The sequence below is a fragment of the Corynebacterium sp. MSK204 genome (assembly GCF_030229885.1).
Taxonomy (GTDB): Bacteria; Actinomycetota; Actinomycetes; order Mycobacteriales; family Mycobacteriaceae; genus Corynebacterium.
The window spans coordinates 14,649-37,532 of record NZ_JASPGQ010000005.1 but is presented as its reverse complement, the minus strand read 5'-3'; the positions used below and the strand labels follow the sequence as shown (position 1 = coordinate 37,532).

Sequence of the window (22,884 nt, the reverse complement as noted above, 5' to 3'; positions counted from 1 at the left end):
ATGTTTCGGGGGATGGGGTGGTGTCGCGCCGTGAGCGTGCGAGAGCTGATTTTTCCGCGTGCGTGTGCCGGGTGCCGCGCGCCCGGCCACGTCTTATGCCCGCAGTGCCGGGAGCACCTGCGCCAGCCGCCTTACCTGGTAAGCCGGCCGCGGCTGCTCAGGGCACCGGTATTTGCCCTAGGGTCCTATTCCGATATTCGCCGCAACATCATCATCAGCATGAAGGAACAAGGCAATAGGGAAGTGCGCGATTATATAGGTGCGGTGGTTGCCGCGGGCGTGGCGCACTTGGCCGCCCGTGGCGAGATTCCCCGCGAGCTGTGCCTGGTGCCGGCCCCTACGCGGCGCCGCTCGGCGCGCATGCGCGGCGGTGATCCCGTGACGGCCATGTGTCAAGGTGCGGCGCGCCGACAGCAGGGGCTGCGGGTGCGCGAGGCGCTTGTCATGGGCGCGGATACGGCGGATCAATCTGAGCTCAATGCGCAGGATAGGTGGGCGAACCTGCAGGGGCGCGTGGGGGTTGGCGCCCCGGTGGGCGGTGAGCAGGCGCTGCTTGTCGATGACGTTATAACCACCGGCGCCACCCTCGCGGCCAGCATGGCGGCCCTGCGCGCCGCCGGCGCCACGGTCTATGGGGCGTTGGCTTTTGCCGATGCTTAAGGCACATCACATAGTGGGGTGTACGGTGTTACCCCCTAATGCCATCAGGTCATAACCACTGGTATTATTAGAGGTGTCACAGAGGAACAGTTACTGTGATTGTTTCTAGTCCCCACAACCAAAGGGAGGCATCTCAATGTCCCAGCCAAACAAAGCTCAGGTAACGATTACGGGCCGTAACGTTGATGTACCGGAACACTTCCAGGAGCGCGTCAACGACAAGCTGGCAAAGATTGAACGCCTTGATCCCACACTGACCTTCTTCCACGTGGAATTGCAGCACGAGCCAAACCCACGCCGCGAAGCAGAGTCCGACCGCATCCAGATCACCGCAACCGGCAAGGGCCACATCGCCCGCGCAGAGGCTAAGGAAGACTCCTTCTACGCAGCGCTGGAAACCGCGATGGGGAAGATGGAACGTTCCCTGCGGAAGGTGAAGGTGCGCCGTGAATACGTCAAGGGCGGTCACCGCGCACAGAAGGGCACCGGCGAAATCGCCGCAGAGATGGTTGCGGAGGCAGAAGCACAGCGCGCCAAGGAAGAGCGCTTGGTCGATCCTTATGCCGAGACCGTCGAGGACGTTCGCCCCGGCCAGATCGTGCGCACCAAGGAGCACCCGGCCACCCCGATGAGCGTGGACGATGCCTTGAGCGAGATGGAGCTGGTTGGCCACGATTTCTTCCTCTTCGTCAACGAGGAAAACAACAAGCCTTCCGTGGTTTACCGCCGCCACGCTTTCGACTACGGCATCATCTCCTTGTCTGAGGATGCAGAGGGCTAGAATCCCTCGTGCCCGGCTAGGGCGTTAAGTTTCTTCACCCCCTTCCTGCCCATCGCGCTATTGCTCGATGAGGCGGGGAGGGGGTGATTTGTCATGCTGTGAGTTATCCATTTTCTTAGTGTGTTTAGTGTGAAATCACTATCGTTTAAGGGTGGGTGGAAGGCGACAAGGGCAGTGGCGTGAGTACAATTGCGGGAAGTTAACTAATGTGTCGCGACAAGAAGGACTAACGAATAGTGTTTGGACTTTCCAAGCTGCTGCGCGCGGGCGAGGGCCGTACGGTCAAGCGCCTGGGCAAAATTGCAGACGATGTAATTGCACTCGAGGATCAGTACGCGGAGCTTTCGGACGATGAGCTAAAGGCCAAGACTGACGAGTTCAAAACTCGCCTGAAGGATGGCGAAGAAAAGAACGACATCTTGCTCGATGCTTTTGCTACCGTCCGCGAAGCCGCTTGGCGCGTCCTAGGACAAAAGCACTACCCCGTGCAGATCATGGGTGGCGCCGCCCTGCACTTTGGCAATGTTGCAGAGATGCGCACCGGTGAGGGCAAAACCCTGACCTCCTTGCTGCCCGCTTACCTCAACGCCCTGGAGGGCCAGGGCGTACACATCGTCACGGTCAATGACTACCTGGCCAAGCGCGACGCCGAGATGATGGGGCGTGTGCACCGCTGGTTGGGCCTGTCCGTGGGCGTTATCTTGGCAGAAATGCGCCCGCAAGAGCGCAAGAAAGCCTACGACTGCGATATCACCTACGGCACCAATAACGAGCTGGGCTTTGATTACCTGCGCGATAACATGGTGCGCACCCTCAATGATGTAGTTCAGCGCGGACACAACTTCTGCATCGTGGATGAGGTGGACTCGATCCTTATCGATGAAGCCCGTACCCCACTCATCATCTCCGGCCCGGTTGATGGGTCCTCCCAGTTCTATGGCGTCTTTGCGCAGCTGGCGCCGCGCATGCGCGAGGGAATCCACTACGAAGTGGACCACAAAAAGCGCACCATCGGTGTCTTGGAAGAGGGGGTGGAGTACGTTGAAGATCAGCTCGGTATTGATAACCTCTACGCGCCGGAGCATTCCCAGTTGGTTTCCTACCTCAATAACGCGTTGAAGGCCAAGGAGCTCTTTACCCGCGATAAGGACTACATCGTCCGCAATGGCGAAGTGATGATCGTGGATGGCTTTACCGGCCGAGTGTTGGCGGGACGCCGCTACAACGAGGGCATGCACCAGGCCATTGAGGCCAAGGAGCAGGTGGAGATCAAAAACGAGAACCAGACGCTGGCGACGGTTACCCTGCAGAACTTCTTCCGCCTCTATGAAAAGATTTCCGGCATGACCGGTACCGCGGAAACGGAAGCCGCGGAGCTGCATTCCATCTATGGGCTGGATGTGGTTCCTATTCCTACCAATAAGCCGAACCAGCGCACCGACCACTCGGACCGCATTTACAAGACCCAAGAGGCAAAGTTCGCTGCGGTGGTTGATGATATTGCGGAGCATGTCGAAAACGGCCAGCCGGTCCTAGTCGGTACCACCTCCGTGGAGCGTTCCGAATACCTGTCGCAGCTGCTGACCAAGCGCGGTGTGCAACACAACGTGCTTAACGCCAAGCACCACGAAGAAGAGGGCCAGATCATTGCCCGTGCGGGCCGCCCCGGCACCGTGACCGTGGCAACCAACATGGCCGGCCGTGGTACCGATATCGTGCTCGGCGGTAACCCGGAAGTTATCCTCGATGAGAAGCTGCGCGAACGCGGCCTTGACCCCTTTGAGGATGAGGAAAAATACCAGGAGGCCTGGGAGGCCGAGATCGACGGCGAGAAAGAGCGCTCGAAGCGCTTGGGCGATGAGGTGCGCGAATCGGGCGGGCTCTATGTCTTGGGCACCGAGCGCCACGAGTCGCGCCGCATCGATAACCAGCTGCGCGGCCGTACCGGCCGTCAGGGTGACCCGGGCGAGACCCGCTTCTACCTGTCCATGCGCGATGAATTGATGGTGCGCTTTGTGGGCCAGTCCATGGAGCACATGATGAACCGCCTCAACGTGCCTGATGATGTCCCCATTGAGGCCAAGATGGTCTCGAACTCCATCAAGGGTGCCCAGGCGCAGGTGGAGAACCAGAACTTCGAGATGCGCAAGAACGTGCTGAAGTACGATGAGGTGCTCAATGAGCAGCGCAAGGTGGTCTACTCCACGCGCTATTCTATCCTCGATGCAGATGACATCAAGGACGATATCCGCACCATGATCGATGACACGGTCTCTGCCTACGTCGAGGGCGCTACCGCCACCGGTTATGTCGAAGACTGGAACCTCGAGGAACTCTGGAATGCCCTCGAGGCGCTGTACGGCCCCACGATGTCCCCGGAGGAACTCGTGGAAGGCTCCGAGTACGGTTCCCCAGGCGAGCTCACTGCGGAGCAGCTGCGCGATGCCCTCGTTACCGACGCGAACCGGGAGTACGACAAGTTGGAGGAAGCCGTTTCTGCCATCGGCGGCGACAAGCAGATGCGCAATACCGAGCGCATGGTGATCCTGCCGATTATTGACCAGAAATGGCGCGAGCACCTTTACGAGATGGACTACCTCAAGGAGGGCATCGGCCTGCGCGCGATGGCGCAGCGCGACCCGCTGGTGGAATACCAGAAGGAGGGTGGCGATATGTTCAATGCCATGAATGAAGGCGTGAAGGAAGAAACCGTGCGCCAGCTATTCATGCTGCGCAAGCAGTTCAAGCAGCAGGAAGAAAACCAAGAATCCGGCGGTGACTCGGGCTCTGGTCCTGCAGGCCAAGAAACCGTAGAGGCATAACGCTTCAACGTCCTATCACGCCCCTTCCTCTTCCTCCCCGTCCTTGCGCGGTGGGGAAGCGGGAGGGGCGCTGTTAGTTTTAGAGCAGCCGAAACGAGCGTAGCCCTTGGTCAGTGGCGGAGCCGGTAAAGGCGTGGCGGTGAGTGCCGATGACCGCGGAACCGAAGTATTCGCCGTTGGGTCGCGCGTGCAGGCTGGTAAGGCGCAAGGCATCGGTGTCATAGGGGCTTTCCCGGCGGTGCACCCAGGAGCCAATGTGCAGGCGGATGGAATCCGAAAAGCGCGGGGAATTGAGGTGGGCAATGGGGCGGTAGCCGGCGGCGACCTCAAGGATGAAGACGACCCAGGCTTGGATATGGTGCTGGGCGGCAACCTCGGCCGTTGTGGGGAGGCGGCCGTAATGGATGCGGTGCGGGGCGATATACAGCTTGAGGTGAGAGTAGCCGGGAATGGGCTCATACATGGTGAAATGAGTGCTCCTGCGAAAAAGGCAGGAGGCGAACGCGTGATAATTATCTCATGGGGGCGCTGCGCGCGCTATTTCTGGCAGTTTCCTGTATGAGGCGGGCGAGAATATAAGCGCAGTTCGCTATACTTTCGGGAGTTACAAAGTATTCGTGTACTGAAGGATTAAAAATTATGCGTGGTCTCATCGTTGACTATGTCGGCGTCCTCGATGGCGCTGAAGAGGACAATCGCCGCTGGAAGGCTCTGCTATCTGCGGCGAAGGCAAATGGTGCCGCAACCGCTATCTTGTCTAATGACCCGGGCGGCTCTGGCGCTGAGCACATTCGCGAGTGGGAATACCGCGGCAACGTCGATGCCGTGGTGTTGTCTGGCGAAATCGGGGCGGAAAAGCCGGAGGTTGCGGCTTTCCAGGCGGCTGCCGATGCCCTCGAGCTGCCCTTGAGCGATTGTGTCATGGTCGACGATTCGATCCTCAACGTGCGCGCCGCTGTCGATGCCGGGATGATCGGTTTCTTATACACCAGCTTCGATCGCGTGTCTGTAGAAATTCAAGCCGTATTCGATATTGAAGGGGAATTTTAGTGGCTCAAGCCCGCGTCTATATTCCGGCGACCTATGCCATGCTGGCGGAGCTCGCTGAGACCGGAACGCTCGCGGCGCGCTCCGGGTGGGGATTCATGGTGACCCCAGCCCTGCGCGATTTTTATACCGCAGGCGATGAAGAAGAGATTGCCTACTCCGCCTTCCTCGAGGCCTCCATGGCTTCGCTGCGCCTGTTGACCATTGGAGACGAGGAGAAGTTCCCGCACCGGCGCGTGGTCATTTCCATCGACGTTGATGACACGGCGGTCACCCCGCGCCCGGATATGGGCGAGCCGGTGGTGGAACTTCAGCCAGCGCAGTTTGGCACGGATAGCCTCGCCGCCATTCACGTGGATATCGAAGAATCCGAAGAGGCAACCGCCAAGGCCATCGAGGCCATCGATTCCGCGGACCTCGGCGATGAGGACGCGGAGCTCGCGGTGGGTGATGCCCTGGATAACTTCATGGCCTTCTACCACCCCACGGAGCTGCCCTTCCTCGTGGAATTGCTCTAAGCCGCGCTAGTTTTCCCACTCCACGTTGGTGCGCAGGGCTTGTAGCAGCCCGCGTACCGCATCGCGCCGGCGGGCGGTAGCGGTGCCCTCGGGAATGATTTCTGGATCATCGAGCCCGCATTCGGGATCCGCCGGTGGACCCGCGTGCGTACAGCCGCGCGGGCATTCCTCAATAGCCGCGGCGAGGTCCTCGAAAACGCCAAGGACGGTATCCGCGTCCACGTGCGCCAGCCCAAAGGAGCGAATGCCCGGCGTATCGATGATCCAGCCGCCCTGGGAGTCGGTACCAGCAGCATCGGTGGGCAAGGGGAGGGCCACCGATTGCGTTGAGGTATGCCGGCCCTTGCCGATGCCCGATACTTCCCCCGTTTCCCTTTCCGCATCTGGAACCAGCCGGTTAACCAGCGTGGATTTGCCCACCCCGGAATGCCCGATGAGCGCGGTAATGTGGCCATCTACCTGCGCGCGCACGGCATCGAGTCCGTCTTCGACCCCGGCCTCTACCACCGTGACATCCAAATCGGCGAATTCTTCTGCAAACGGGGTCGGGTCCGCGAGATCGGTCTTGGTAAGGCACAAGATGGGGTGGAGGTTGCCCACGAATGCGGCAATCAAGGCGCGCTCGACAAAGCCGGACCGCGGGGGCGGGTCGGCCACGGCAGAAACGATCAGCAATTGATCGGCATTGGCCACCACGATGCGCTCATACGGATCCGTGTCATCGGCGGTGCGACGCAGCACGGAGGTGCGATCCGCCAGCTTGACGATGCGCGCCAGCGTGTCCTTCGCACCAGAGGTATCACCAACCACGCCGACGCGGTCACCGACCTCGATGGCGGTGCGGCCCAGCTCGCGGGCGCGCATGGCGGTGACGTGGGGGCCATCGTCAAGCGCGACGCCCCACCGCCCGCGGTCCTTGGTGATTACCATGCCGTATTTGGCATTTTTGTGCTTGGGACGATCCTTGGTGCGCGGGCGCGAGCCCTTGCCGGGGCGAACGCGCACATCAGATTCATCAAAGGAACCGAAACGTCTAGCCATGTAAATCCTGTTGGTCGGGGTGCAGCATCGTCTCCCACATGCGGGCGAAGCCGGGCAGGGTCTTGGAAGTGGTGGAAATATCCTCAATCTGGATATCAGGGACTTTCAAACCCAGAATGGCACCGGCGGTGGCCATGCGGTGATCGGCGTAGCACGGCCAATCGCCGCCGTGGAGTTCGGCGGGTTCGATCACTAGGCCATCGTCAAGCTCGGTGACCCTGCCGCCCAGCGCATTGATATTCGCCGCGAGCGCCTGCAGGCGGTCGGTCTCGTGGCCGCGCAGGTGGGCAATGCCCGTAAGCCGGGACGGCGTTTCCGCGAGCGCGCACAGGGCCGCAACGGTGGGGGTAAGCTCCCCGATATCGCCCATATTGCGCTCGATGCCCTGCAGCTTGCCTGCCGGGTTGCCCTCTGCCGTGACGCTGTTGTGCTCCTGGGTTACCATCACGCCCATATCCAGCAGGATCTGGCGGATGGCATCGCCCGGCTGGGTGGTATTCGCCGGCCAATTCTTGATGGTCAGGCGCCCGCCGGTGACCGCCGCGGCGGCGAGGAACGGCGTGGCATTGGAGAGATCCGGCTCAATGAACCATTCGCGCCCGGCAATGGGGCCGGGATGCACCGTCCACGTCGTGCCATCCGAATCCACGCGCACGCCAGCCTGGCGTAGCATGCCCACCGTCATTTCCACGTGCGGCATAGATGGCAGCTGGCCGCCCTCGTGGGTGAGCTGGATGCCCTGGGAAAAACGCGCCCCGCTCAGCAGCAGGCCGGAGACGAACTGGGAAGAACCGGAAGCATCGATGGTGACCTTCCCGCCTTCTGGCACGCCGTTGGCGGACACCGTAAAGGGCAGGCTATCGCCTTTTACATCAACGCCGAGGCTGCGCAGCGCATCCAGCGTCGTGGACATGGGGCGGTTATAGGCCTGCTTATCGCCATCGACGCGCACCGGGCCACCCGCCAGCGCCGCAACCGGCGGCACAAAGCGCATCACGGTGCCGGCCAGCCCACAATCCACCGTGGCACCGTGCAGCTTCCCAGGCTGGACGTGGATATCGGCGCCGTCATGGGTGAAGCGAACCCCCATGGCACTGAGCGCGTCCTCCATCAGTTGCGTATCGCGCGATACCAGCGGGGCGTGCAGGATAGACGGGGAATCAGCCAGCGCGGCCAGGATGAAGGCGCGATTGGTAATAGATTTCGATCCTGGCACCTGGTGTTCCCCCGTAACGGGGCTGGTAGCCAGCGGGGCGGTCCAAGGTTGAGACATAGTGTCCATAATAGAGGCCATGTGCGGAAGATTCGTTCTTTTTACCGAGTCCCTCCTCGATGAGGTGGGAAACCTCCCGGGAATCCAGGAAGTCCACGCCTCACAGGGTACGCCCGGGCCACGATATAATATTGCCCCTACCCAGCCCATTCCCATCGTGCGCGTGCGCGAGGAGCTAGCGGAAGTCGATCCCGCGCGGTGGGCGCTGTTGCCGCAGTGGAAGAAAGACATGGAAGGCCCGCCGCTTTTTAACGCCCGGGCAGAAACGGTGGCGAGCAAGCCATCTTTTCGCACCGCCTTTAAAACCCAGCGCTGCCTTATCCCCATGAACGGCTATTACGAGTGGCACAAGGATGGCTCCACCAAGACGCCGTACTACGTCCATCCAGACCAGGGACTGCTGTGGGCCGCGGGGCTCTGGGATACCGGGTTGGACCGGCTCTCTGCCACCATCGTGACCACCGCGGCTACCGAAGAGATGGAGTGGCTGCACCACAGGTTGCCGCGATTTTTGGCGCCGGAGGAGATGCGCACCTGGCTCGAGGGTAGCGCCGAGGAAGCCAAGGAGCTGCTAGCACCCACGGGCCTGCGGGGATTTGAGTACCACGCGGTGGATAAGGCCGTGGGGACGGTCTCCAATGACTACCCGGAGCTACTCATCCGCCAGTAGATCGGCAAAGTCGGCCCCGCACAAGTGCGCGAGGTCTTCTGCGTTGAGCTCGATATCTAGGCCGCGGCGGCCGCCGGAGATAAAGACAGTATCGAAGAGCACTGCGGATTCCTCGATCACCGTGGGCAGCGGATTCTTTTGTCCGAGCGGGGAAATACCGCCATGCACGTAGCCTGAGGATTTCTCGGCATCGTGCACCTGCGCCATGGCGGCCTTAGATACGCCAAGGGCAGCGGCGGCCTTCTTGAGGCTTAAATGGTGCGTGGTGGGAATCACGCACACCGCCAACTCGCGGCGCGGACCTTTGCCCGCGGTGAGATCAATGATGAGCGTTTTCAGCACGCGTTCGGGTTCTACGTCTAAGGCCGCCGCGGCGTGATCACCAAAGTGATTCTTGCCCGCCTCGAAGGTGGATATGGAGTGTTTGACTCCGGCATCTTCGATGACTTTCAGGGCCGGGGTAGCGGCATGCGGGGACTTTTTGGCCATATAGGAATTTTAGCGTGAGACGTTAGGATAGATTGTGTGGTTAAAGAAACAGTGAGCGAGAAGGAGCTGCAGCGCCGCTTTGAAAAGGAAGCGCTCCCGCTGCTTGATCAGCTCTATGGCGGCGCGCTGCGCATGACGCGAAACCCGCAAGACGCGGAAGACTTGGTGCAAGAGACCTATCTCAAGGCCTATAAGTCCTTTCATTCCTTCAAGCAGGGAACGAACCTGAAGGCATGGCTTTATCGCATCATGACCAATAACTACATCAACTCTTATCGCAAGGCGAAGCGGCGCTCTACCGAGTCTTCTGCCGATGATCTGAGTGATTTTCAGCTCTATACCACCGCGGGACACGATTCCACCGGCTTGGAATCCGCCGAGGTGGCAGCGCTTAAAGAGATGCCAGATAGGTCCATTTCGCAGGCAATTAATGACTTACCTGAGGACTACCGGATGGTGGTCTATTACTCCGATGTGGAGGGCTTAGCGTACAAAGAAATCGCCGAAATCATGGATACTCCATTGGGAACGGTGATGTCCCGCCTGCACCGTGGAAGAAAAATGCTCCGGAAGGCGTTGAAGGACGTAGCACGTGAACAAGGAATTGGATTAGAACACCCGGACATGGAGGACAAGTAATGGAAGGCGCAACCGGAAAGAACTGTGGTGCGTGCAGCTCCACTGAGGTACACAACCTATTTTGCGAGCTTCTCGATGAATCCACGACCTACGCCCGTGCTTTAGCCATCCGCGAGCACATCGCCCAATGCGATTTTTGCCAGCAGCGCCTAGAGCGCGAAGAACTCGTCCGCTCCCTCGTGCGCAATTGCTGTGCCGGCCAAGCTAAGGCACCGCAGTCGTTGCGCCGCCGCATCTCGGTTGAAATTACGGAAATCGAATCCCGCTGGTAAGAAGCGCCCTTCAGAGCTGCGAAAATCTCTGGAGGCTTCTGGGGTTTCTGGGGCGCAGAAATTTCTTGTTTAGATCTTAACGTAGATATAGCAAAAAGCCCGGCTGGGTAGTGCTGAAATGCACTGCCAACTAAGCCGGGCTTTATGTTTGCTGTACGTTATGCGCCAGGACGCTTGCCGTGATTAGCGGCCTTCTTGCGGCGATCCTTGCGCTTGCGACCACGCTTGCTCATTGCGCACTCCTTCGTTGAGGGTTTCTGAACTTTATTCAACTGTAGCGGCTAAGGGCGCCGAAACGAAAATTGGGGTGGGGGTTAGGTTCCCGGGTCCGCGCTTTTAGGCGGAAACGCGGGAACGGCCGCGGCCGCGGTTGCGGCGACGCTTGAGGGCGCGGCGCTCCTCTTCAGACAGGCCGCCCCAGACGCCGGCATCGAGGCCGGACTCGAGTGCCCAGTTGAGGCAGGAAGAAGCAACGGGGCAGCGGTTGCAGACCAGCTTGGCCTTAGCGATCTGGGTAAGAGCAGGGCCGGAGTTACCTACTGGGAAGAACAGCTCTGGGTCTTCGTCGCGGCAAACGGCTTCGTGGCGCCAATCCATGATTGATATCTCCTAACAAATTTTTGACAGCAGTAAATACGAGCGCAATCCGTGCGGGACAGGAAAGCACCTTGATTTTTAGGTGGTGTGTGAACTGGTCTGCTAGCAGTGGGGCCCGGTCTCGAGGTCGGGCCAGCGTCGCCGCCGCCTATGGTTCACGGTGTTGTTACCTGAAGTTTCCTCCAGGTTAAGAAGAGGTTTACGCCCTCTTTCTTTTTGCTACTAGAGAATCATGACATGTTTACCCGATCGCCGCTAGGGTTAAAGGCTAAATTGTGGTTAACATCACGCAAATAGGCGCGGTGTGGGGGTCATAAAAGTCAAAATCGAATTTTAAAGAAGCCTGTGAGAATCGCCGTGAGCTGCAGCTATAGGTGCTATGTTGTGAGTGTGGTTGCGCAGAGACCGTCAAATCTCCCAGCTCAGCCCCTTGCCCCCGCGCTAGCGCAGGAAACATCGAGGCCCTGCCGTGGGTGGCACAGAAAAATTCACGCCGGATTAGTAGACTGTGGCTTTGTGTCTAAGCAGAACAAACGCCAAGTAAATAAACAGCAGCGAGATAAGGCGGCAGCGCCCGCAGCGGCACCGGATAGTGCCCCGCAGTCGGTGCTGATAGGCGCTGGCATTGCCACGGTGCAATCCATCGCGGTTATTTGTTTTGGTATTTTCCTCATCGTGCGCGAAGCGATGGGCGCGGAAAATGACTCTATGGTTTCTAATTCCGGATCGGGAAGCTTTGTGGGGCTTGGCACGGCCATTTTTATCTTCATCGTCTTTGGCTTTGTCATCGCAGGCGCCTGGGCCATGGTGAAAGGAAAGCGATGGGGAAGAGGTGCCGTGGTCCTCGTAGAGCTCATCTTGGGTGCGAGCGCGTTTCAAATGTATAGCGGTGGATCACCGGTACTGGGGACTATCACCCTGTTAAGCGCGGTTGCGGTGCTTTATCTCTTGATGTTTAGGCGCGAGTCCTCAGAGTGGGCCGCCTCGAATTTCTAAGGGCCACTCGCGTTTGGGCCATTCGCGCGGGAGCAGCGAGTGGCACTCGCTTAGTTGCCCCTGAGGCCGACGACGGTATCGCCGCGGGTTTCTACAATGGTCTCGCCCGCCAACGTGAGGTGGACGGGACCACGGTAGCCGCCGCGGTCGACGGCAATTTCGCGCAGTACCTCACCGGTAGACCAGTCCACCACAGCTATGCCCTTTTCGGTGGGCATCAGCATGCGCCCAGCCACTGAAATTGGGGTGCCGATGGCGCCGTCAATGACGTGATCGATCCGCAAATCACTGGGGGTTAAAAGGTAGAGGCGCTGCCCATCAAACCACGTCATATGGTGCGGGAGATCCGCAACGGCCGGGGCGAAAGGGCTTGTGCCGGAATCGATGGCGTCGGAAGGCTTTACGGGGGTAGAAGAAAGCTTTTCGCCCTCGTTGTTATAGGACTCAATGCGGGGTTCTGGGCCGGGGATATAGACCGCGGCGGCGTCTTGGCCCACCGCGATAAGCCGCGCTCCATCGCGATCGACGGAGATATCGGCGTCCATCTCTGGTTCCCGGGAGTCTTCCGGGGTGGTGGTTTGAAACCTCAACCACGTGGTGTGAGGTTCCTCCGGGCACGATTCCGTCAGCGCGAGATTCTCGGTACGCGTGAGCGCCGAAGAAATGGTGCACTCCTCGTGCGGTTGCTTCTGCGCCTCCTGCTTGGCCTCCACGTCGCCGTATTCCACGGTGCGCACGAGATCTGAGCGCCACAGATCGATTCGCCCGGCAGAAACGGTCCCTACCCGGTCATTGGATTGCACAGGTACAACATCCGGGGAATTAATAGCGCTGCGGGTGGAGTCATATTCGCCCGTCGCCGCATCGATGGCAACCGTATCCCCGCAGCCCACGCCAGTGCGATAGGTGGCAACCACCTTGTCCCAGGCGGTCGATAGCGAGCAGAGCTCGGCATCGCTGCGGGAATAGGTCCAAGCCGTGGAACCGTCGCCATTGGTGGCAGTGAGCACATCGCCATCGTGGCTAATGCTCAACCCGTGGGCGGAAATGGCGCGGTACTGGCCGGGTACGGACTGGTTGGGCAGGCTGTAGGCGGTGGTGAGGGTGGAGGGGACATCGGCAAGCACAGTGGCATCGCTTTCCCCAGGAACGGCCTCTTGGTGCAGGTCAGCCTGGTGGATATTGGCCGTGGCGACCGCCCCGCCCACCGCGATGGCGCAGATAGCGCCGATGATGCCGGTGGCCTTCCAATCTGCCGCGGTTGCCCGCAAGATGGGGGCCTTAGTCATCGGCGCCCTCCTCGGGGCGTGCCCTTGCCGCGCCGAGCTCCGGAACGGGACCGCGACCGCGACTGGGACCGGGATTGGGCCTGTCCCGCGGACCGCTTATGCGCCGGAAGCTGGCCAATCACGCTGGTGGCAGGCCCCACCTTTTCCTGCACACCAGCGGGGATGGAAAGCGCCTGGGCAAGCTCCGGGGAGGTGGAGAACCACTGTGGCGGCGTGGCCGAATCTAGGCCTAGCTCATCGTTGATGACCTGCCATTTGGCCAGCTCATCGTAGCCAACGAGGGTGACGGCGGTGCCGGTGTGCCCAGCGCGGCCAGTGCGCCCGATGCGGTGGATAAAGGTCATGGGATCATCGGGAACCTGATAGTTGATGACGTGGGTGACATCGTCGACGTCGATGCCGCGCGCGGCGATATCGGTGGCGACGAGGATATCCACCTCGCCCGAGCGGAAGGCCTGCAGGGATTTCTCCCGAGACTTTTGGCCCAAGTCACCGTGCACTGCGCCGACGCGGAAGCCGCGCTTAGCAAGGTCATCGGCCAATTGTGCCGCCGAGCGTTTGGTGCGGGTAAAGATGATGCTGCGACCCCGGCCCTGGGCCTGCAGGATATGCGCGATGACCGGCACCTTGTCCATGCGGTGGGCCTGAAAGGTGACCTTGCGGGTGGTTTCGTGCGTGACCTCATCCGCCTCCGATTCGGCCCGAATGTGTACGGGCTTATGCATGAACTGGCGCGATAGGTTCAAGATTGCGCCCGGCATGGTGGCAGAAAACAGCATTGTTTGGTGCGCATTGCCATCGAGCGCTTCCAAAATCGCCTCTATGGAGGGCAAAAAGCCAAGGTCCAGCATCTCATCGGCCTCATCGAGCACCACGATGGCGACGTGGCGCAGAACCAGATCGCCGCGCTCGTGCAGATCGAGCAGGCGGCCTGGCGTGCCGATGACCACGTCGACGCCGCGCTGGAGGAGCTTAATTTGCTCCTCGTAGGGGCGCCCGCCGTAGATGGAGGCGAGGCGGACAGGCAGGTGCGCGGCCGCGTCCTGCAGATCAGCGGTGACTTGTTGGGCTAGCTCGCGGGTGGGCACGACGATGAGCGCCCGCGGCGTTCCATCCAGTGGGGCAATATCCGCGTCATCAAAAACGCGATCGAGCAGCGGCACGCCAAAGCCAAAGGTCTTGCCCATGCCGGTGCGCGCCTGGCCAATGAGGTCTTGGCCATTAAGCGCAATGGGCAGGGTTAATTCCTGGATTGCAAAGGTTCGCGCGATGCCACGGTCAGCGAGCCCATCGCAGATTTCGGCGGCGACGCCGAGTTCCGCGAAGGTCGGTGGCTGGGTTTTTATGACAGACACACCTTGATAGTAGCCGGGATGGTTATAGTGGGGCCATTGGCATGTAAAACTCTCGTTAGAGGAGGATAATTTTTATGGATATCAAGTTTGGTTTTGCAGATACCCCGCGCGAGCTGATCATTAGCACCACCGGCGAGCAGGCGGAGCTGACGCAAAAGATTAATAGCGCCTTGGCGGAAAACTCCACGTTGGAGCTAGAAGATGACAAGGGTCGCAAGTACCTCGTGCGCACGGACCGCGTGGTGTACGTCGAGGTTGGTGCCGCGAAGAAGCAGTCCGTCGGTTTCGCCGGCGCCTAAGCTTGGGGCTTTCTAAAGGTTTGCTAATTCAGTGTGTGAATAAGCAACCGGGTATCCTCAATGCCTATGGAAAGTAGGCAGAATCGCAAGGCTCAACAGGGCCATAGGCGAATTCCGGATCACCCGAACCCGGTGGTCCGGTTCGCCCACCGCTACGGCTGGTGGCGTGTGGTGGCTATCCCCGTGATGGTGCTGCTTACCGTCTGGGTGATTGTGGATATCGCGTCTGGCTCTTCGGGCGATGACAATGGCGATGCATCCAGTGCGGAAACTACCGCCGCCGCCACTCCTACCCACGAAGATCTCACGGGCCCGGATCCCGCAAATGCGGAGGCGGTAGAGCGCGAGATTAGTGAGATGCCCCCTGGAAGTGACTTCACCAAAAAGGGCAAGGGCACTTTCCACGCAATCGGCCGCCCCGGTGCTGTAGCCGGTGAAGGCGGCGAGAAGAAGGTCCGCTATTCCATCGAGGTAGAAGATGGGCTCAATACCGCTCCCTACGGCGGAGACGATGCCTTTGCCGCAATGGTGGAGGCAACCCTTGCGGATCCACGCGGGTGGACCGCCCAAGGTGACTTCGAATTCGAGCATGTCGCCTCCGCTGATAATCCCGATACCCGCATCCAGCTGACCTCATTAGGTACGGCCGCGGAGCGGTGTGGCGAGAAGATCGAAACGGAAACCTCTTGCCACACAAAGTTCACCGGCGAATCCACCACCATCATTAATGAAGCGCGGTGGGTGCGCGGGGCCACGCCCTTTGAGGGCGATTTGGGCAATTACCGCCAATACGTCATCAACCACGAATTGGGCCACGCCATTGGCTATGCCTCCCACCAGCAATGCGGCGGCGAGGGCAAATTGGCCCCGGTGATGATGCAGCAGACGCTGAGCTTGAACAATAAACAATTGCATGACCGCAATCCCAAGGAGGTCTATCCTGATGAGGATGTGACCTGCGAGCCTAACCCGTGGCCATATCCCAATCCGGAGCACAAGGATCCCCACCAACCCCAATAAGGAGTACTGGATGCCGCTTCCCCCAGAGCATGTTTTAAGCGCCTTCCACGCGGAGACCGGAGCGACAGGGTCGCGCCGGGCCCAAGGCGATCAGCTGGGTCCAGTATGGGATAACGGCATCAAGGTGGGCGACGTTGTCTACTCCCAGGCCGGCCCCTTCGCAGCGTGGTCTGCCAAGGTGCGCGAAAGGCTCAGCGTGCCGGGCGCGCGGGTATCGCGGCCGGTTCTCGCGAGCGATGGGCGCCACACCGCGGCTGGGTGGAAGGCGACGCAGTTCCTTCCCGGTGAGGTCACCGGGCGCATCGATGAAGCGGCGCAGACGGCCTTGCGCTTGGACGATGCCATGGCCAATGCGCCTGCGCCGCCGGGTGCGCACCGCGATGATGCCTTTGCCCGCGCGGAGCGCACCGCCTGGGCGGAGACGGGGGAGGCCTACGATAAGGCCGCGCTTGCCGATGTCCCCTTGGTCACCGCCCATACCGCCCTGCTGACCACCACGGTCTTTTATGGTGCGCACCCACCGGGGATTGTGGATCTCGTGCCGAGCCAATCCGCCCGCCCGGCCGGGTGGAGCGCCGCGCTCGTGATCGTGGACGGTTTGATCGCACAGGTGGTAGATGATGATATCTGCCAGCGCTTTGGCCATGTGCCGGGCATGCAGGAGCTTTTGCTGCGGGCGGTGTCTTACCGCCGGCATATCAATGATCTGAATCCGCGGTCGCGCTCGAATGTGCGTTCTAATATTGAGCGGGTAGAACAGTTTCTTGTATCTAGGGCATCTGCGATACTGGGGCGGTGACTTACAATCCCCATTCCACCGCCCGCGCGGGAGTGGTCCTACCGCCGTCGCCAGAGGTACGACTCATCGCCCGCACCCCGTCCGCACACGCTCGTTCCTGGCCCGTTGAGCTGCCGGAAACCGGTACCTGGAAGGTAACCGGCACCGCCGGAACAGGCGTATCCAGTTTTCTTATCGATACCGTCATTCATGCCCTCGACCGAGCCCAGGAGACGGGGGCAGATCCCTCCGGCATCCTCGTAGTTGCCGCCTCCAAGGAATCCGGCGCCCGCCTGCGCCGCGAGCTTTCAGAGCGCCTTGAAGATTATGCGGCGCAATCCTCCATGGTCCGCTCCATCCACTCCTTGGCCTTTGCACTTCTGCGCAGTGCAAGCGACGAGGAATTGCGCCTTATTACCGGCGCGGAACAAGATGCCGTTATCCGGGAATTGCTCGAAGGCCATGCTGAATCCGGCCACGGCGATTGGCCGGAGGAAGTTCGCCCCGCCCTAGAGTACGTAGGCTTTGCCCGCCAATTGCGCGATTTTCTTTTGCGTTCCATCGAACGTGGACTTAGCCCCGCGGATTTGGAGAGCCTCGGTGCGAAGTACGGCCGCGGAATGTGGGTTGCCGCCGGTACGTTCCTGCGCGAATATGAACGCGTCCAAGCCCTATCCGGGGCGCATTCTTATTCCGCGGCCGAGCTAGTCAACCAAGTCTTGCTGCGCCCAGAACTTACGAGTTCACACCCGTGGCACACCATCGTGGTCGATGACGCCCAGCTATTAGATCCCACCGCGGGCAAGCTCATCTCCCGCCTAGCACCCGATGCACAATTGCTGGTCATCGGCGGCGATGCGGACCAATCCGTCTTTGCCTTCCGCGGTGCTAATTCGCAGTTCCTTGAAGAATTTCCCGCGGAACACTCCGTGGAGCTTTCGCAGCCGCACCGCAACGGATCCCCGGCCTGCGTTTCCATCGTGGATTCTGAGGGCCGCCTGCGCGATGTGGTGGCCGATACCGTGCGCCGCCGCCATTTGGACGATGGCGTGCAGTGGCGCGATATCGCCGTCATCGTCCGCTCGACGGCAGATATAGGCCAGATGCGCCGCACCTTGCTGGCCGCCGGCGTACCCGTACACATCAGCCCGACCGACGTGATTTTGGCAGAACAACGCCTAGTATCTGCCATGCTCCTTGCCCTGCGCGCCTTGGAAGAAGACCTCAGCAATGCGGAGCTCGAGGAATTGCTTACTGGGCCCGTGGGCGGGGCGGATCCCGTCACACTGCGCCGCCTGATTCGCGGCCTGCGCCGGTGGGCGCCCGATACGCGCGGCATGGATAGCCTGCGAGAGCTCTTGCACGGCGAGCTGCCGGACTTCAACGGACAGCTCACGGAACGCGAGTTTTCTATCCTGGAGCGCGTGCGCGCGGTACTCGCCGCGGGGCGGCAGGCTATACAAGCCCAAGCCTCTGTGGAAGAAATCCTGTGGGAGGTATGGAGCGCCACTGAGTTGGATATGCGCCTGCAGACATCCGCCTTGCGCGGCGGCGCCACCGGCTCGCAGGCGGACCGCGACCTCGATGCCATGATGGCGCTTTTTGATGCCGCCGGTGATTACTCCGAGCGCCGCCCCGGCTCCTCACTGCAGTCCTTTTTAACCCACATCACCGAACAAGAACTGCCCACCGGCGTCCGCGACCGCCGCACCGCCATCCCACAGGCCGTGGAGATCATCACCGCCCACGGCGCCGTCGGCCGCGAATGGGATACCGTCATCGTCGCCGGAGCCCAAGAAGGCGCGTGGCCCTCGCTGGGGGAGACCGGGTCCATTTTTGGCCAAGAAGATCTCATCGATCTCCTGGACCGCGATATTGAGCCTGATACCCCTGTTAGCCACATCGCCTCCCGTCTGGCCGAAGAGCGCCGGCTCTTCCACGTCGCCACCACGCGCCACCGGAACCGGTTACTCATCGCCGCGGTGGAAAACCCCAATGAGGATGCCTTTGCAGAACCTTCCCGCTTCATCGCGGAATTTACCGGGCGCGGGGTAGATGTGCCCGGGACAATGGCGCGCCGGGAAGCCAGCCGTGCCTTGCGCGCCACCCAATTTCCCCGCGAGCTGGGTTTGGACGTTCCCGAGCCAGCACCGGTGTCCCTGCGCGATGGACTCGAGGTCGATCCCCTCGATATATCGGTGCTGTCTGTACCTTCCTTTGTGGCGCAATTGCGCCGCGTGGTCACGAACCCAGAATCCGGTGAGGCGGAGCGGCGTCAGGCGGCCCGGCAGCTGGCGCGTTTAGCGCAGGCGGGCATCCCTGGCGCCCACCCAGACCAGTGGTTCTCCGCGCGCTCTGTGGCATCGCATACGCAGCTGCGCGGTAGCAAGAGCCTTTCGCCATCCCGGGTCGAAGCCCTGCTCAACTGCCCGCTCAAGGCGATTGTGGGAAACTTGGCCGAAGATCCCAGCGGCGCCGAGCACCTCTTGCGCGGCACCATGGCACACGCCTTCTTGGAGGCCATCGGCCGCGGCATGGATGCGGAAAAGGCCCGCCTGCTCGTCATGGAGGCCTATGAGCTCATCCTGGACGTTCCGCAGTGGCAACTACAGAGCAAGTTGGAAGAATTCTCCCGCCTGTTAGAGCGCACGCAGCAATGGGCACAGCAGTCCGAGGTTAAAAATGAACTCGCCGGGGTGGAAGTACCCGTCTACGTCGAGGTCGCCCCGGATATTCGGGTAGGTGGATTCATGGACCGCTTGATGCAGGACGGGGATGGAAATTACCTGGTCGTGGACCTCAAGACCGGTAAATCTGCAGCGACGCAGGCGGAGGCGGAAGAAAACCGCCAACTAATGACCTACCAATTGGCCTTGTCCCGGGGAAGCTTCGACGGGCAGCGCGTGCGCGATGGCGAAGGGATGCCGCGCGCAGGCGGAGTTCTTGTCTATCCCGGAAAAGATTCCAGCAAAATTACCACCCGCACTCAGAGTCAGCTCACCGCGGAGGCGCTGGAAGAGTTTTCCACATTACTGCCACCCCTGGCAGCGGAATTGCGCGGTCCGCAACTGACCGCGCGCACCAATAAGGATTGCGATAAGTGCCCCATTCGTACCATCTGCCCAGTGCAGGAGGAAGGAAAGATGACCATCCATGCCTAAGCAGAATTTTTCCCCGGAACAAATAGCGAAAGCACTGGGCAAGGACTACCCACCCACTGAGGAACAAGCCCACGTCATCGAGGGTCCTTTTGGCCCCAAGCTTGTGGTGGCCGGCGCGGGTGCCGGTAAGACGGAAACCATGGCCTCCCGCGTGGTCTATTTGGTAGCCAATGGCTACGTGCGCCCAGAGGAAGTGCTGGGGCTGACCTTTACGCGCAAGGCGGCGCAGCAGCTAGAACAGCGCATTCGCCGCCAGCTCATTCAGCTGCGCGATTCCGGGCTCATCGTCCCCGGCAGCCCCGCTGCGGAGGCGCTTAACAATATCGCACCTACCGTGGCCACCTATGATTCTTATGCCGGCGAGCTCGTGCGCGAATACGGCCTCCTGGTCCCAGTAGAGCCCTCGGCGCGCATCATCACGGAGGCAGAGCGCTTTGCCATTGCTTATGATGTGGTGAAAAACTACGGCGGCAAATTATCGGATGAAAAGACCTTGGGTTCCATTACGGAAGTCCTGCTCAAGATCACCTCCGATATGGACAATTCCTTGAAGGATCCGGATGATATCGCCGAGTTCGCACGGGATTTTCGCGCTGATATTGACAACTTGGAAAAGGCCCCGAGGACGAAGGGCGAGTATTCCAAGGACCTGCAGAAGTACATCAATGTCCAGGATCTACGCGTGCAGTACGTGCCTTTGATCGAGGAACTCAAGCGCGCCCAGGCAGAGCAGCAGGTCATCACTTTTGGCGAGCAGATGTCTGTGGCAGCGCGCCTCGCGCAATCGCACCCGGCGGTGGGCAAGCAACAGGCGCAGCGCTACCGCGTGGTCATGCTGGATGAATATCAAGATACGTCTTATGCCCAGCGCGTACTCCTGCGCAGCCTCTTTGGTGGGGAACACAAGGACATTTCCGTGACTGCGGTGGGCGATCCCATGCAGGCCATTTATGGCTGGCGCGGGGCTACCTCAGAAAACCTCACCGCGTTTGTGGAGGATTTCCCGCAAGCCGATGGCACGCCTGCTCCCAAGGATCAGCTGACTACCTCGTGGCGCAACCCGTCGGGTGCCTTGGAGCTGGCCAACTCGGTGGCGGCCGGGGTCTTTGGGGGCGGCCCGCGGCCCGTCGATGAGCTGCACGCGGCCCCGCACAAGGGCGAAGGCGAGATTGAGCTGGGCTATTTCGCCAGCGAAGATGAGGAACACGAGTTTATTGCGCAGAAATTAAAGCAGCAGTGGGATGCGCGCGAGGGCGATGGCTTTCGCGCAGCGGTGCTGGTGCGTACCAACCGGCAAACCGCCGCCATTGCAGCAGCCTTGGATGCCGTCGATGTCCCCAATGAAATCAATGGCCTGGGTGGATTGCTGTGGCAACCGGAAATCCAGGACCTCGTAGCGCTGGCGACCATGCTGGTGCGGCCGGAAGACGCGCAAGCGGCCCTCCGCATTTTCGCCGGGCCCATTTGCGGGCTGGGAATGGGCGATATTCAAGCCCTTGCCGCGCGCCAAAAGAACCTGGCGGGGGCAAAACAAGAGCGCCTGCAGTGGGAAGAGGGTATGGATCCTGAGGAGTATCTGCGCGCCCAATTGGCGCAGCTTACGGCTGAGGGCCCAGATCAAACGGTGGGGCTTGCCGATGCCCTGGCGGACCTCGGCGAGCGCGACCGCTATACCCCGCAGGGCCTGGCGCGCATGGAAGAGGTATCTGCCAAGCTGCGCTACCTGCGCACCTATTCGCTGTCTAAGCCTTTAAGCGATCTCTTCGCGGACATCGAGGCCATCTTCAATATCCGCACCGAGGTTCTTGCCCGCGGCAGTGCCGGGGGAGCCACCCACCTAGATAAATTCGCCGATATTGTCGCGGGATTCCATGGGGATTCCTTGTATGCGCTCCTAGACTATTTGGAGCTCGCCCGCGAGCATGAAGATGGCCTCGGGCTTGGGGAGGTGCCCGCCTCCACGGATCGGCTACAGATTATGACCGTGCATAAGGCCAAGGGCCTGGAGTGGGAGCACGTCTATGTCGTGCACGCGGATTCTTCGAGCTATAAGGCCCAAGCAGAGACCTTTTTGTCCAAGATTGAAAAGGTACCTGGTGACAATGACTACATCGAGGTCTCACCCGATGCGGTTACCCGTTCCGAATTCGAAAAGGCCTGCAAGGCATTCTTGGATGATGACCGCGCGCATAATGCGGAGGAAGCAGCACGCCTGTTTTATGTGGCATTGACCAGAACCGAGTCCACGCTGACCGTTACCGGCTCCGGCACGAATAACCGGTCGGGCAAGGCCAAGAAGGGCCCGTATGAGTACCTCGAAAGGCTAAAAGAAACCTTCCCCCAGTACGTAGGGGAGTGGACGGTGCCCGAAGAGCCGGTGGACACCTCGGCTCATGCGGCAGAAAGTGGGCTCTTCCCAGCCCTTGAAGCCGATCCGGATTCCCTAGCTGGCGCGGATGCGGTGCTAGCCGCCATGGAGGACCTTCCTGAGTTAAGCCACGGCGAGACCTTCGAGCTGTGGGAACAGGATGCGGGCGCGCTCATTGAGGAATACAAGTCCCTGCAACAACCGGTTGTGGATGTGGAACTTCCCAGTGAGCTTACCGCCTCTGACATGGTGGCCCTGGGTAGTGATCCGCTACAGTTTGCGCGCCGGCAACGCCGCCCGGTGCCGTTTAAGCCCAATTCCTATGCCAAGCGGGGCACCGCCTTCCACGCGTGGTTGGAAGAGCGCTTTGGCAGCCCCGCGCTGCTCGGGGAAGAGGAATTGCCGGGCATCGATGAGCCGGAGGACTTCGACCTAGAAGAGCTCAAGGAGTCCTTCTTGAACTCCGAGTGGGCGGAGCGCCAGCCGGACTTTGTGGAGGCGCCGTTTGAAATCACCATCGGCAGCGCGGTGGTGCGCGGGCGAATGGATGCCGTCTTCCGCTTGGCAGATGGTACCTGGATGGTGGTGGATTGGAAGACTGGTCGGCCGCCGAAGGGCGCGGCCATGGACGCGGCGAAGATTCAGTTGGCGGTCTATGCCGAAGCCTGGCGGCGCATCCACGGCGGCGATAAAATCCGTGCAGCTTTCCATTACGTCCACGATGGTTATACTTTTGAGCCAGATACTTTAGCCCAAGGTGAGGAGCTGCGTAGCCTGCTTGAATCGTCAGTAGCAGGCCACTAGGGCTA

General features: G+C 60.6%; 22 protein-coding genes. 14 read left to right on the top strand and 8 right to left on the bottom strand.

The genetic code is table 11. From position 1 onward, the window contains the following. Nucleotides 1–30: 30 nt before the first annotated feature. The 3 genes from QP908_RS04525 (at nucleotide 31) to secA (ending at nucleotide 4,263) form a co-directional block, all read left to right on the top strand. On the top strand, nucleotides 31–660 hold the full coding sequence (locus QP908_RS04525) for a ComF family protein (protein WP_284771774.1): 630 nt from the start codon (nucleotides 31–33) through the stop codon (nucleotides 658–660). A gap of 136 nt (nucleotides 661–796) precedes the next feature. Further along, nucleotides 797–1,441 (top strand): ribosome hibernation-promoting factor, HPF/YfiA family, encoded by a 645-nt coding sequence (gene hpf, locus QP908_RS04520; RefSeq protein WP_005277524.1) that lies wholly within the window; start codon nucleotides 797–799, stop codon nucleotides 1,439–1,441. Nucleotides 1,442–1,677: 236 nt separating this feature from the next. After that, nucleotides 1,678–4,263 carry a preprotein translocase subunit SecA gene (gene secA / locus QP908_RS04515; protein WP_239269412.1) on the top strand — a complete coding sequence of 862 codons (2,586 nt, stop codon included), beginning with the start codon at nucleotides 1,678–1,680 and terminating at the stop codon, nucleotides 4,261–4,263. A gap of 79 nt (nucleotides 4,264–4,342) precedes the next feature. On the opposite strand, the gene QP908_RS04510 is transcribed toward secA, so the two are convergent. Further along, nucleotides 4,343–4,726 (bottom strand): hypothetical protein, encoded by a 384-nt coding sequence (locus QP908_RS04510; RefSeq protein ID WP_239269413.1) that lies wholly within the window; start codon nucleotides 4,724–4,726, stop codon nucleotides 4,343–4,345. Between the two features lie 176 nt (nucleotides 4,727–4,902). Between QP908_RS04510 and QP908_RS04505 the strand changes: the two genes are divergently transcribed. After that, nucleotides 4,903–5,313, top strand: a complete 411-nt coding sequence (locus QP908_RS04505) for an HAD-IA family hydrolase (protein ID WP_005281786.1) — start codon at nucleotides 4,903–4,905, stop codon at nucleotides 5,311–5,313. After that, nucleotides 5,313–5,828, top strand: a complete 516-nt coding sequence (locus QP908_RS04500) for a DUF6912 family protein (RefSeq protein ID WP_411697074.1) — start codon at nucleotides 5,313–5,315, stop codon at nucleotides 5,826–5,828. The genes QP908_RS04505 and QP908_RS04500 overlap by 1 nt, the downstream gene beginning before the upstream one ends. A gap of 6 nt (nucleotides 5,829–5,834) precedes the next feature. On the opposite strand, the gene rsgA is transcribed toward QP908_RS04500, so the two are convergent. Next, complete coding sequence (gene rsgA, locus QP908_RS04495) at nucleotides 5,835–6,869, bottom strand: ribosome small subunit-dependent GTPase A (protein ID WP_284771773.1); 1,035 nt, start codon at nucleotides 6,867–6,869, stop codon at nucleotides 5,835–5,837. Continuing rightward, nucleotides 6,862–8,163: a 3-phosphoshikimate 1-carboxyvinyltransferase gene (gene aroA, locus QP908_RS04490; RefSeq protein WP_284771772.1), complete on the bottom strand. Its 1,302-nt coding sequence runs from the start codon at nucleotides 8,161–8,163 to the stop codon at nucleotides 6,862–6,864. Before aroA ends, rsgA begins: the two co-directional genes overlap by 8 nt. Here aroA and QP908_RS04485 point away from each other — a divergent pair. After that, a complete protein-coding gene (locus tag QP908_RS04485; protein ID WP_284771771.1) occupies nucleotides 8,162–8,812 on the top strand; it encodes an SOS response-associated peptidase in 651 nt (216 codons plus the stop codon). The two genes, aroA and QP908_RS04485, sit on opposite strands and share 2 nt — an antisense overlap. Here QP908_RS04485 and ybaK read toward each other — a convergent pair. Then, nucleotides 8,795–9,301: a Cys-tRNA(Pro) deacylase gene (gene ybaK / locus QP908_RS04480; RefSeq protein ID WP_284771770.1), complete on the bottom strand. Its 507-nt coding sequence runs from the start codon at nucleotides 9,299–9,301 to the stop codon at nucleotides 8,795–8,797. The two genes, QP908_RS04485 and ybaK, sit on opposite strands and share 18 nt — an antisense overlap. Nucleotides 9,302–9,337: 36 nt before the next feature. On the opposite strand from ybaK, the gene QP908_RS04475 reads away from it, so the two are divergent. Both QP908_RS04475 and QP908_RS04470 read left to right on the top strand, forming a co-directional pair. After that, nucleotides 9,338–9,940, top strand: a complete 603-nt coding sequence (locus tag QP908_RS04475; RefSeq protein WP_284771769.1) for a sigma-70 family RNA polymerase sigma factor — start codon at nucleotides 9,338–9,340, stop codon at nucleotides 9,938–9,940. Beyond that, the gene (locus QP908_RS04470; protein ID WP_005281801.1) at nucleotides 9,940–10,212 is read left to right on the top strand and encodes an anti-sigma factor; all 273 of its coding nucleotides are present in this window, start codon (nucleotides 9,940–9,942) and stop codon (nucleotides 10,210–10,212) included. The genes QP908_RS04475 and QP908_RS04470 overlap by 1 nt, the downstream gene beginning before the upstream one ends. A 158-nt stretch (nucleotides 10,213–10,370) precedes the next feature. On the opposite strand, the gene QP908_RS11880 is transcribed toward QP908_RS04470, so the two are convergent. Then, nucleotides 10,371–10,445, bottom strand: a complete 75-nt coding sequence (locus QP908_RS11880; protein ID WP_369707509.1) for a 50S ribosomal protein bL37 — start codon at nucleotides 10,443–10,445, stop codon at nucleotides 10,371–10,373. A gap of 103 nt (nucleotides 10,446–10,548) precedes the next feature. Next, nucleotides 10,549–10,809 (bottom strand): WhiB family transcriptional regulator, encoded by a 261-nt coding sequence (locus QP908_RS04465; RefSeq protein WP_005277545.1) that lies wholly within the window; start codon nucleotides 10,807–10,809, stop codon nucleotides 10,549–10,551. Between the two features lie 516 nt (nucleotides 10,810–11,325). Here QP908_RS04465 and QP908_RS04460 point away from each other — a divergent pair. Continuing rightward, complete coding sequence (locus tag QP908_RS04460) at nucleotides 11,326–11,805, top strand: hypothetical protein (RefSeq protein ID WP_284771768.1); 480 nt, start codon at nucleotides 11,326–11,328, stop codon at nucleotides 11,803–11,805. Nucleotides 11,806–11,855: 50 nt separating this feature from the next. On the opposite strand, the gene QP908_RS04455 is transcribed toward QP908_RS04460, so the two are convergent. Continuing rightward, nucleotides 11,856–13,094 carry an Rv3212 family protein gene (locus QP908_RS04455; RefSeq protein WP_284771767.1) on the bottom strand — a complete coding sequence of 413 codons (1,239 nt, stop codon included), beginning with the start codon at nucleotides 13,092–13,094 and terminating at the stop codon, nucleotides 11,856–11,858. After that, on the bottom strand, nucleotides 13,091–14,449 hold the full coding sequence (locus QP908_RS04450; RefSeq protein ID WP_284771766.1) for a DEAD/DEAH box helicase: 1,359 nt from the start codon (nucleotides 14,447–14,449) through the stop codon (nucleotides 13,091–13,093). Before QP908_RS04450 ends, QP908_RS04455 begins: the two co-directional genes overlap by 4 nt. A 74-nt stretch (nucleotides 14,450–14,523) precedes the next feature. On the opposite strand from QP908_RS04450, the gene QP908_RS04445 reads away from it, so the two are divergent. The 5 genes from QP908_RS04445 (at nucleotide 14,524) to QP908_RS04425 (ending at nucleotide 22,879) form a co-directional block, all read left to right on the top strand. Next, the gene (locus QP908_RS04445) at nucleotides 14,524–14,748 is read left to right on the top strand and encodes a DUF3107 domain-containing protein (RefSeq protein ID WP_284771765.1); all 225 of its coding nucleotides are present in this window, start codon (nucleotides 14,524–14,526) and stop codon (nucleotides 14,746–14,748) included. A 66-nt stretch (nucleotides 14,749–14,814) separates the two neighbouring features. Continuing rightward, a complete protein-coding gene (locus QP908_RS04440) occupies nucleotides 14,815–15,768 on the top strand; it encodes a DUF3152 domain-containing protein (protein ID WP_284771764.1) in 954 nt (317 codons plus the stop codon). Nucleotides 15,769–15,778: 10 nt separating this feature from the next. After that, nucleotides 15,779–16,567 carry a hypothetical protein gene (locus QP908_RS04435; RefSeq protein WP_005277551.1) on the top strand — a complete coding sequence of 263 codons (789 nt, stop codon included), beginning with the start codon at nucleotides 15,779–15,781 and terminating at the stop codon, nucleotides 16,565–16,567. Nucleotides 16,568–16,599: 32 nt separating this feature from the next. Beyond that, nucleotides 16,600–19,707 carry an ATP-dependent helicase gene (locus QP908_RS04430; RefSeq protein ID WP_284771792.1) on the top strand — a complete coding sequence of 1,036 codons (3,108 nt, stop codon included), beginning with the start codon at nucleotides 16,600–16,602 and terminating at the stop codon, nucleotides 19,705–19,707. Then, nucleotides 19,700–22,879 (top strand): ATP-dependent helicase, encoded by a 3,180-nt coding sequence (locus QP908_RS04425; protein WP_284771763.1) that lies wholly within the window; start codon nucleotides 19,700–19,702, stop codon nucleotides 22,877–22,879. Before QP908_RS04430 ends, QP908_RS04425 begins: the two co-directional genes overlap by 8 nt. Nucleotides 22,880–22,884: the final 5 nt, after the last annotated feature.

What these genes read in the sequence shown, in the direction of transcription:
- QP908_RS04455 (WP_284771767.1), bottom strand. Translation starts at nt 13,094, where the DNA reads ATGACTAAGGCCCCCATCTTGCGGGCAACCGCGGCAGATTGGAAGGCC.
- QP908_RS04445 (WP_284771765.1), top strand. Translation starts at nt 14,524, where the DNA reads ATGGATATCAAGTTTGGTTTTGCAGATACCCCGCGCGAGCTGATCATT.
- rsgA (WP_284771773.1), bottom strand. Translation starts at nt 6,869, where the DNA reads ATGGCTAGACGTTTCGGTTCCTTTGATGAATCTGATGTGCGCGTTCGC.
- QP908_RS04510 (WP_239269413.1), bottom strand. Translation starts at nt 4,726, where the DNA reads ATGTATGAGCCCATTCCCGGCTACTCTCACCTCAAGCTGTATATCGCC.
- QP908_RS04470 (WP_005281801.1), top strand. Translation starts at nt 9,940, where the DNA reads ATGGAAGGCGCAACCGGAAAGAACTGTGGTGCGTGCAGCTCCACTGAG.
- aroA (WP_284771772.1), bottom strand. Translation starts at nt 8,163, where the DNA reads ATGGCCTCTATTATGGACACTATGTCTCAACCTTGGACCGCCCCGCTG.
- ybaK (WP_284771770.1), bottom strand. Translation starts at nt 9,301, where the DNA reads ATGGCCAAAAAGTCCCCGCATGCCGCTACCCCGGCCCTGAAAGTCATC.
- QP908_RS04505 (WP_005281786.1), top strand. Translation starts at nt 4,903, where the DNA reads ATGCGTGGTCTCATCGTTGACTATGTCGGCGTCCTCGATGGCGCTGAA.
- hpf (WP_005277524.1), top strand. Translation starts at nt 797, where the DNA reads ATGTCCCAGCCAAACAAAGCTCAGGTAACGATTACGGGCCGTAACGTT.
- QP908_RS04485 (WP_284771771.1), top strand. Translation starts at nt 8,162, where the DNA reads ATGTGCGGAAGATTCGTTCTTTTTACCGAGTCCCTCCTCGATGAGGTG.
- QP908_RS04435 (WP_005277551.1), top strand. Translation starts at nt 15,779, where the DNA reads ATGCCGCTTCCCCCAGAGCATGTTTTAAGCGCCTTCCACGCGGAGACC.
- QP908_RS04425 (WP_284771763.1), top strand. Translation starts at nt 19,700, where the DNA reads ATGCCTAAGCAGAATTTTTCCCCGGAACAAATAGCGAAAGCACTGGGC.
- QP908_RS04465 (WP_005277545.1), bottom strand. Translation starts at nt 10,809, where the DNA reads ATGGATTGGCGCCACGAAGCCGTTTGCCGCGACGAAGACCCAGAGCTG.
- QP908_RS04440 (WP_284771764.1), top strand. Translation starts at nt 14,815, where the DNA reads ATGGAAAGTAGGCAGAATCGCAAGGCTCAACAGGGCCATAGGCGAATT.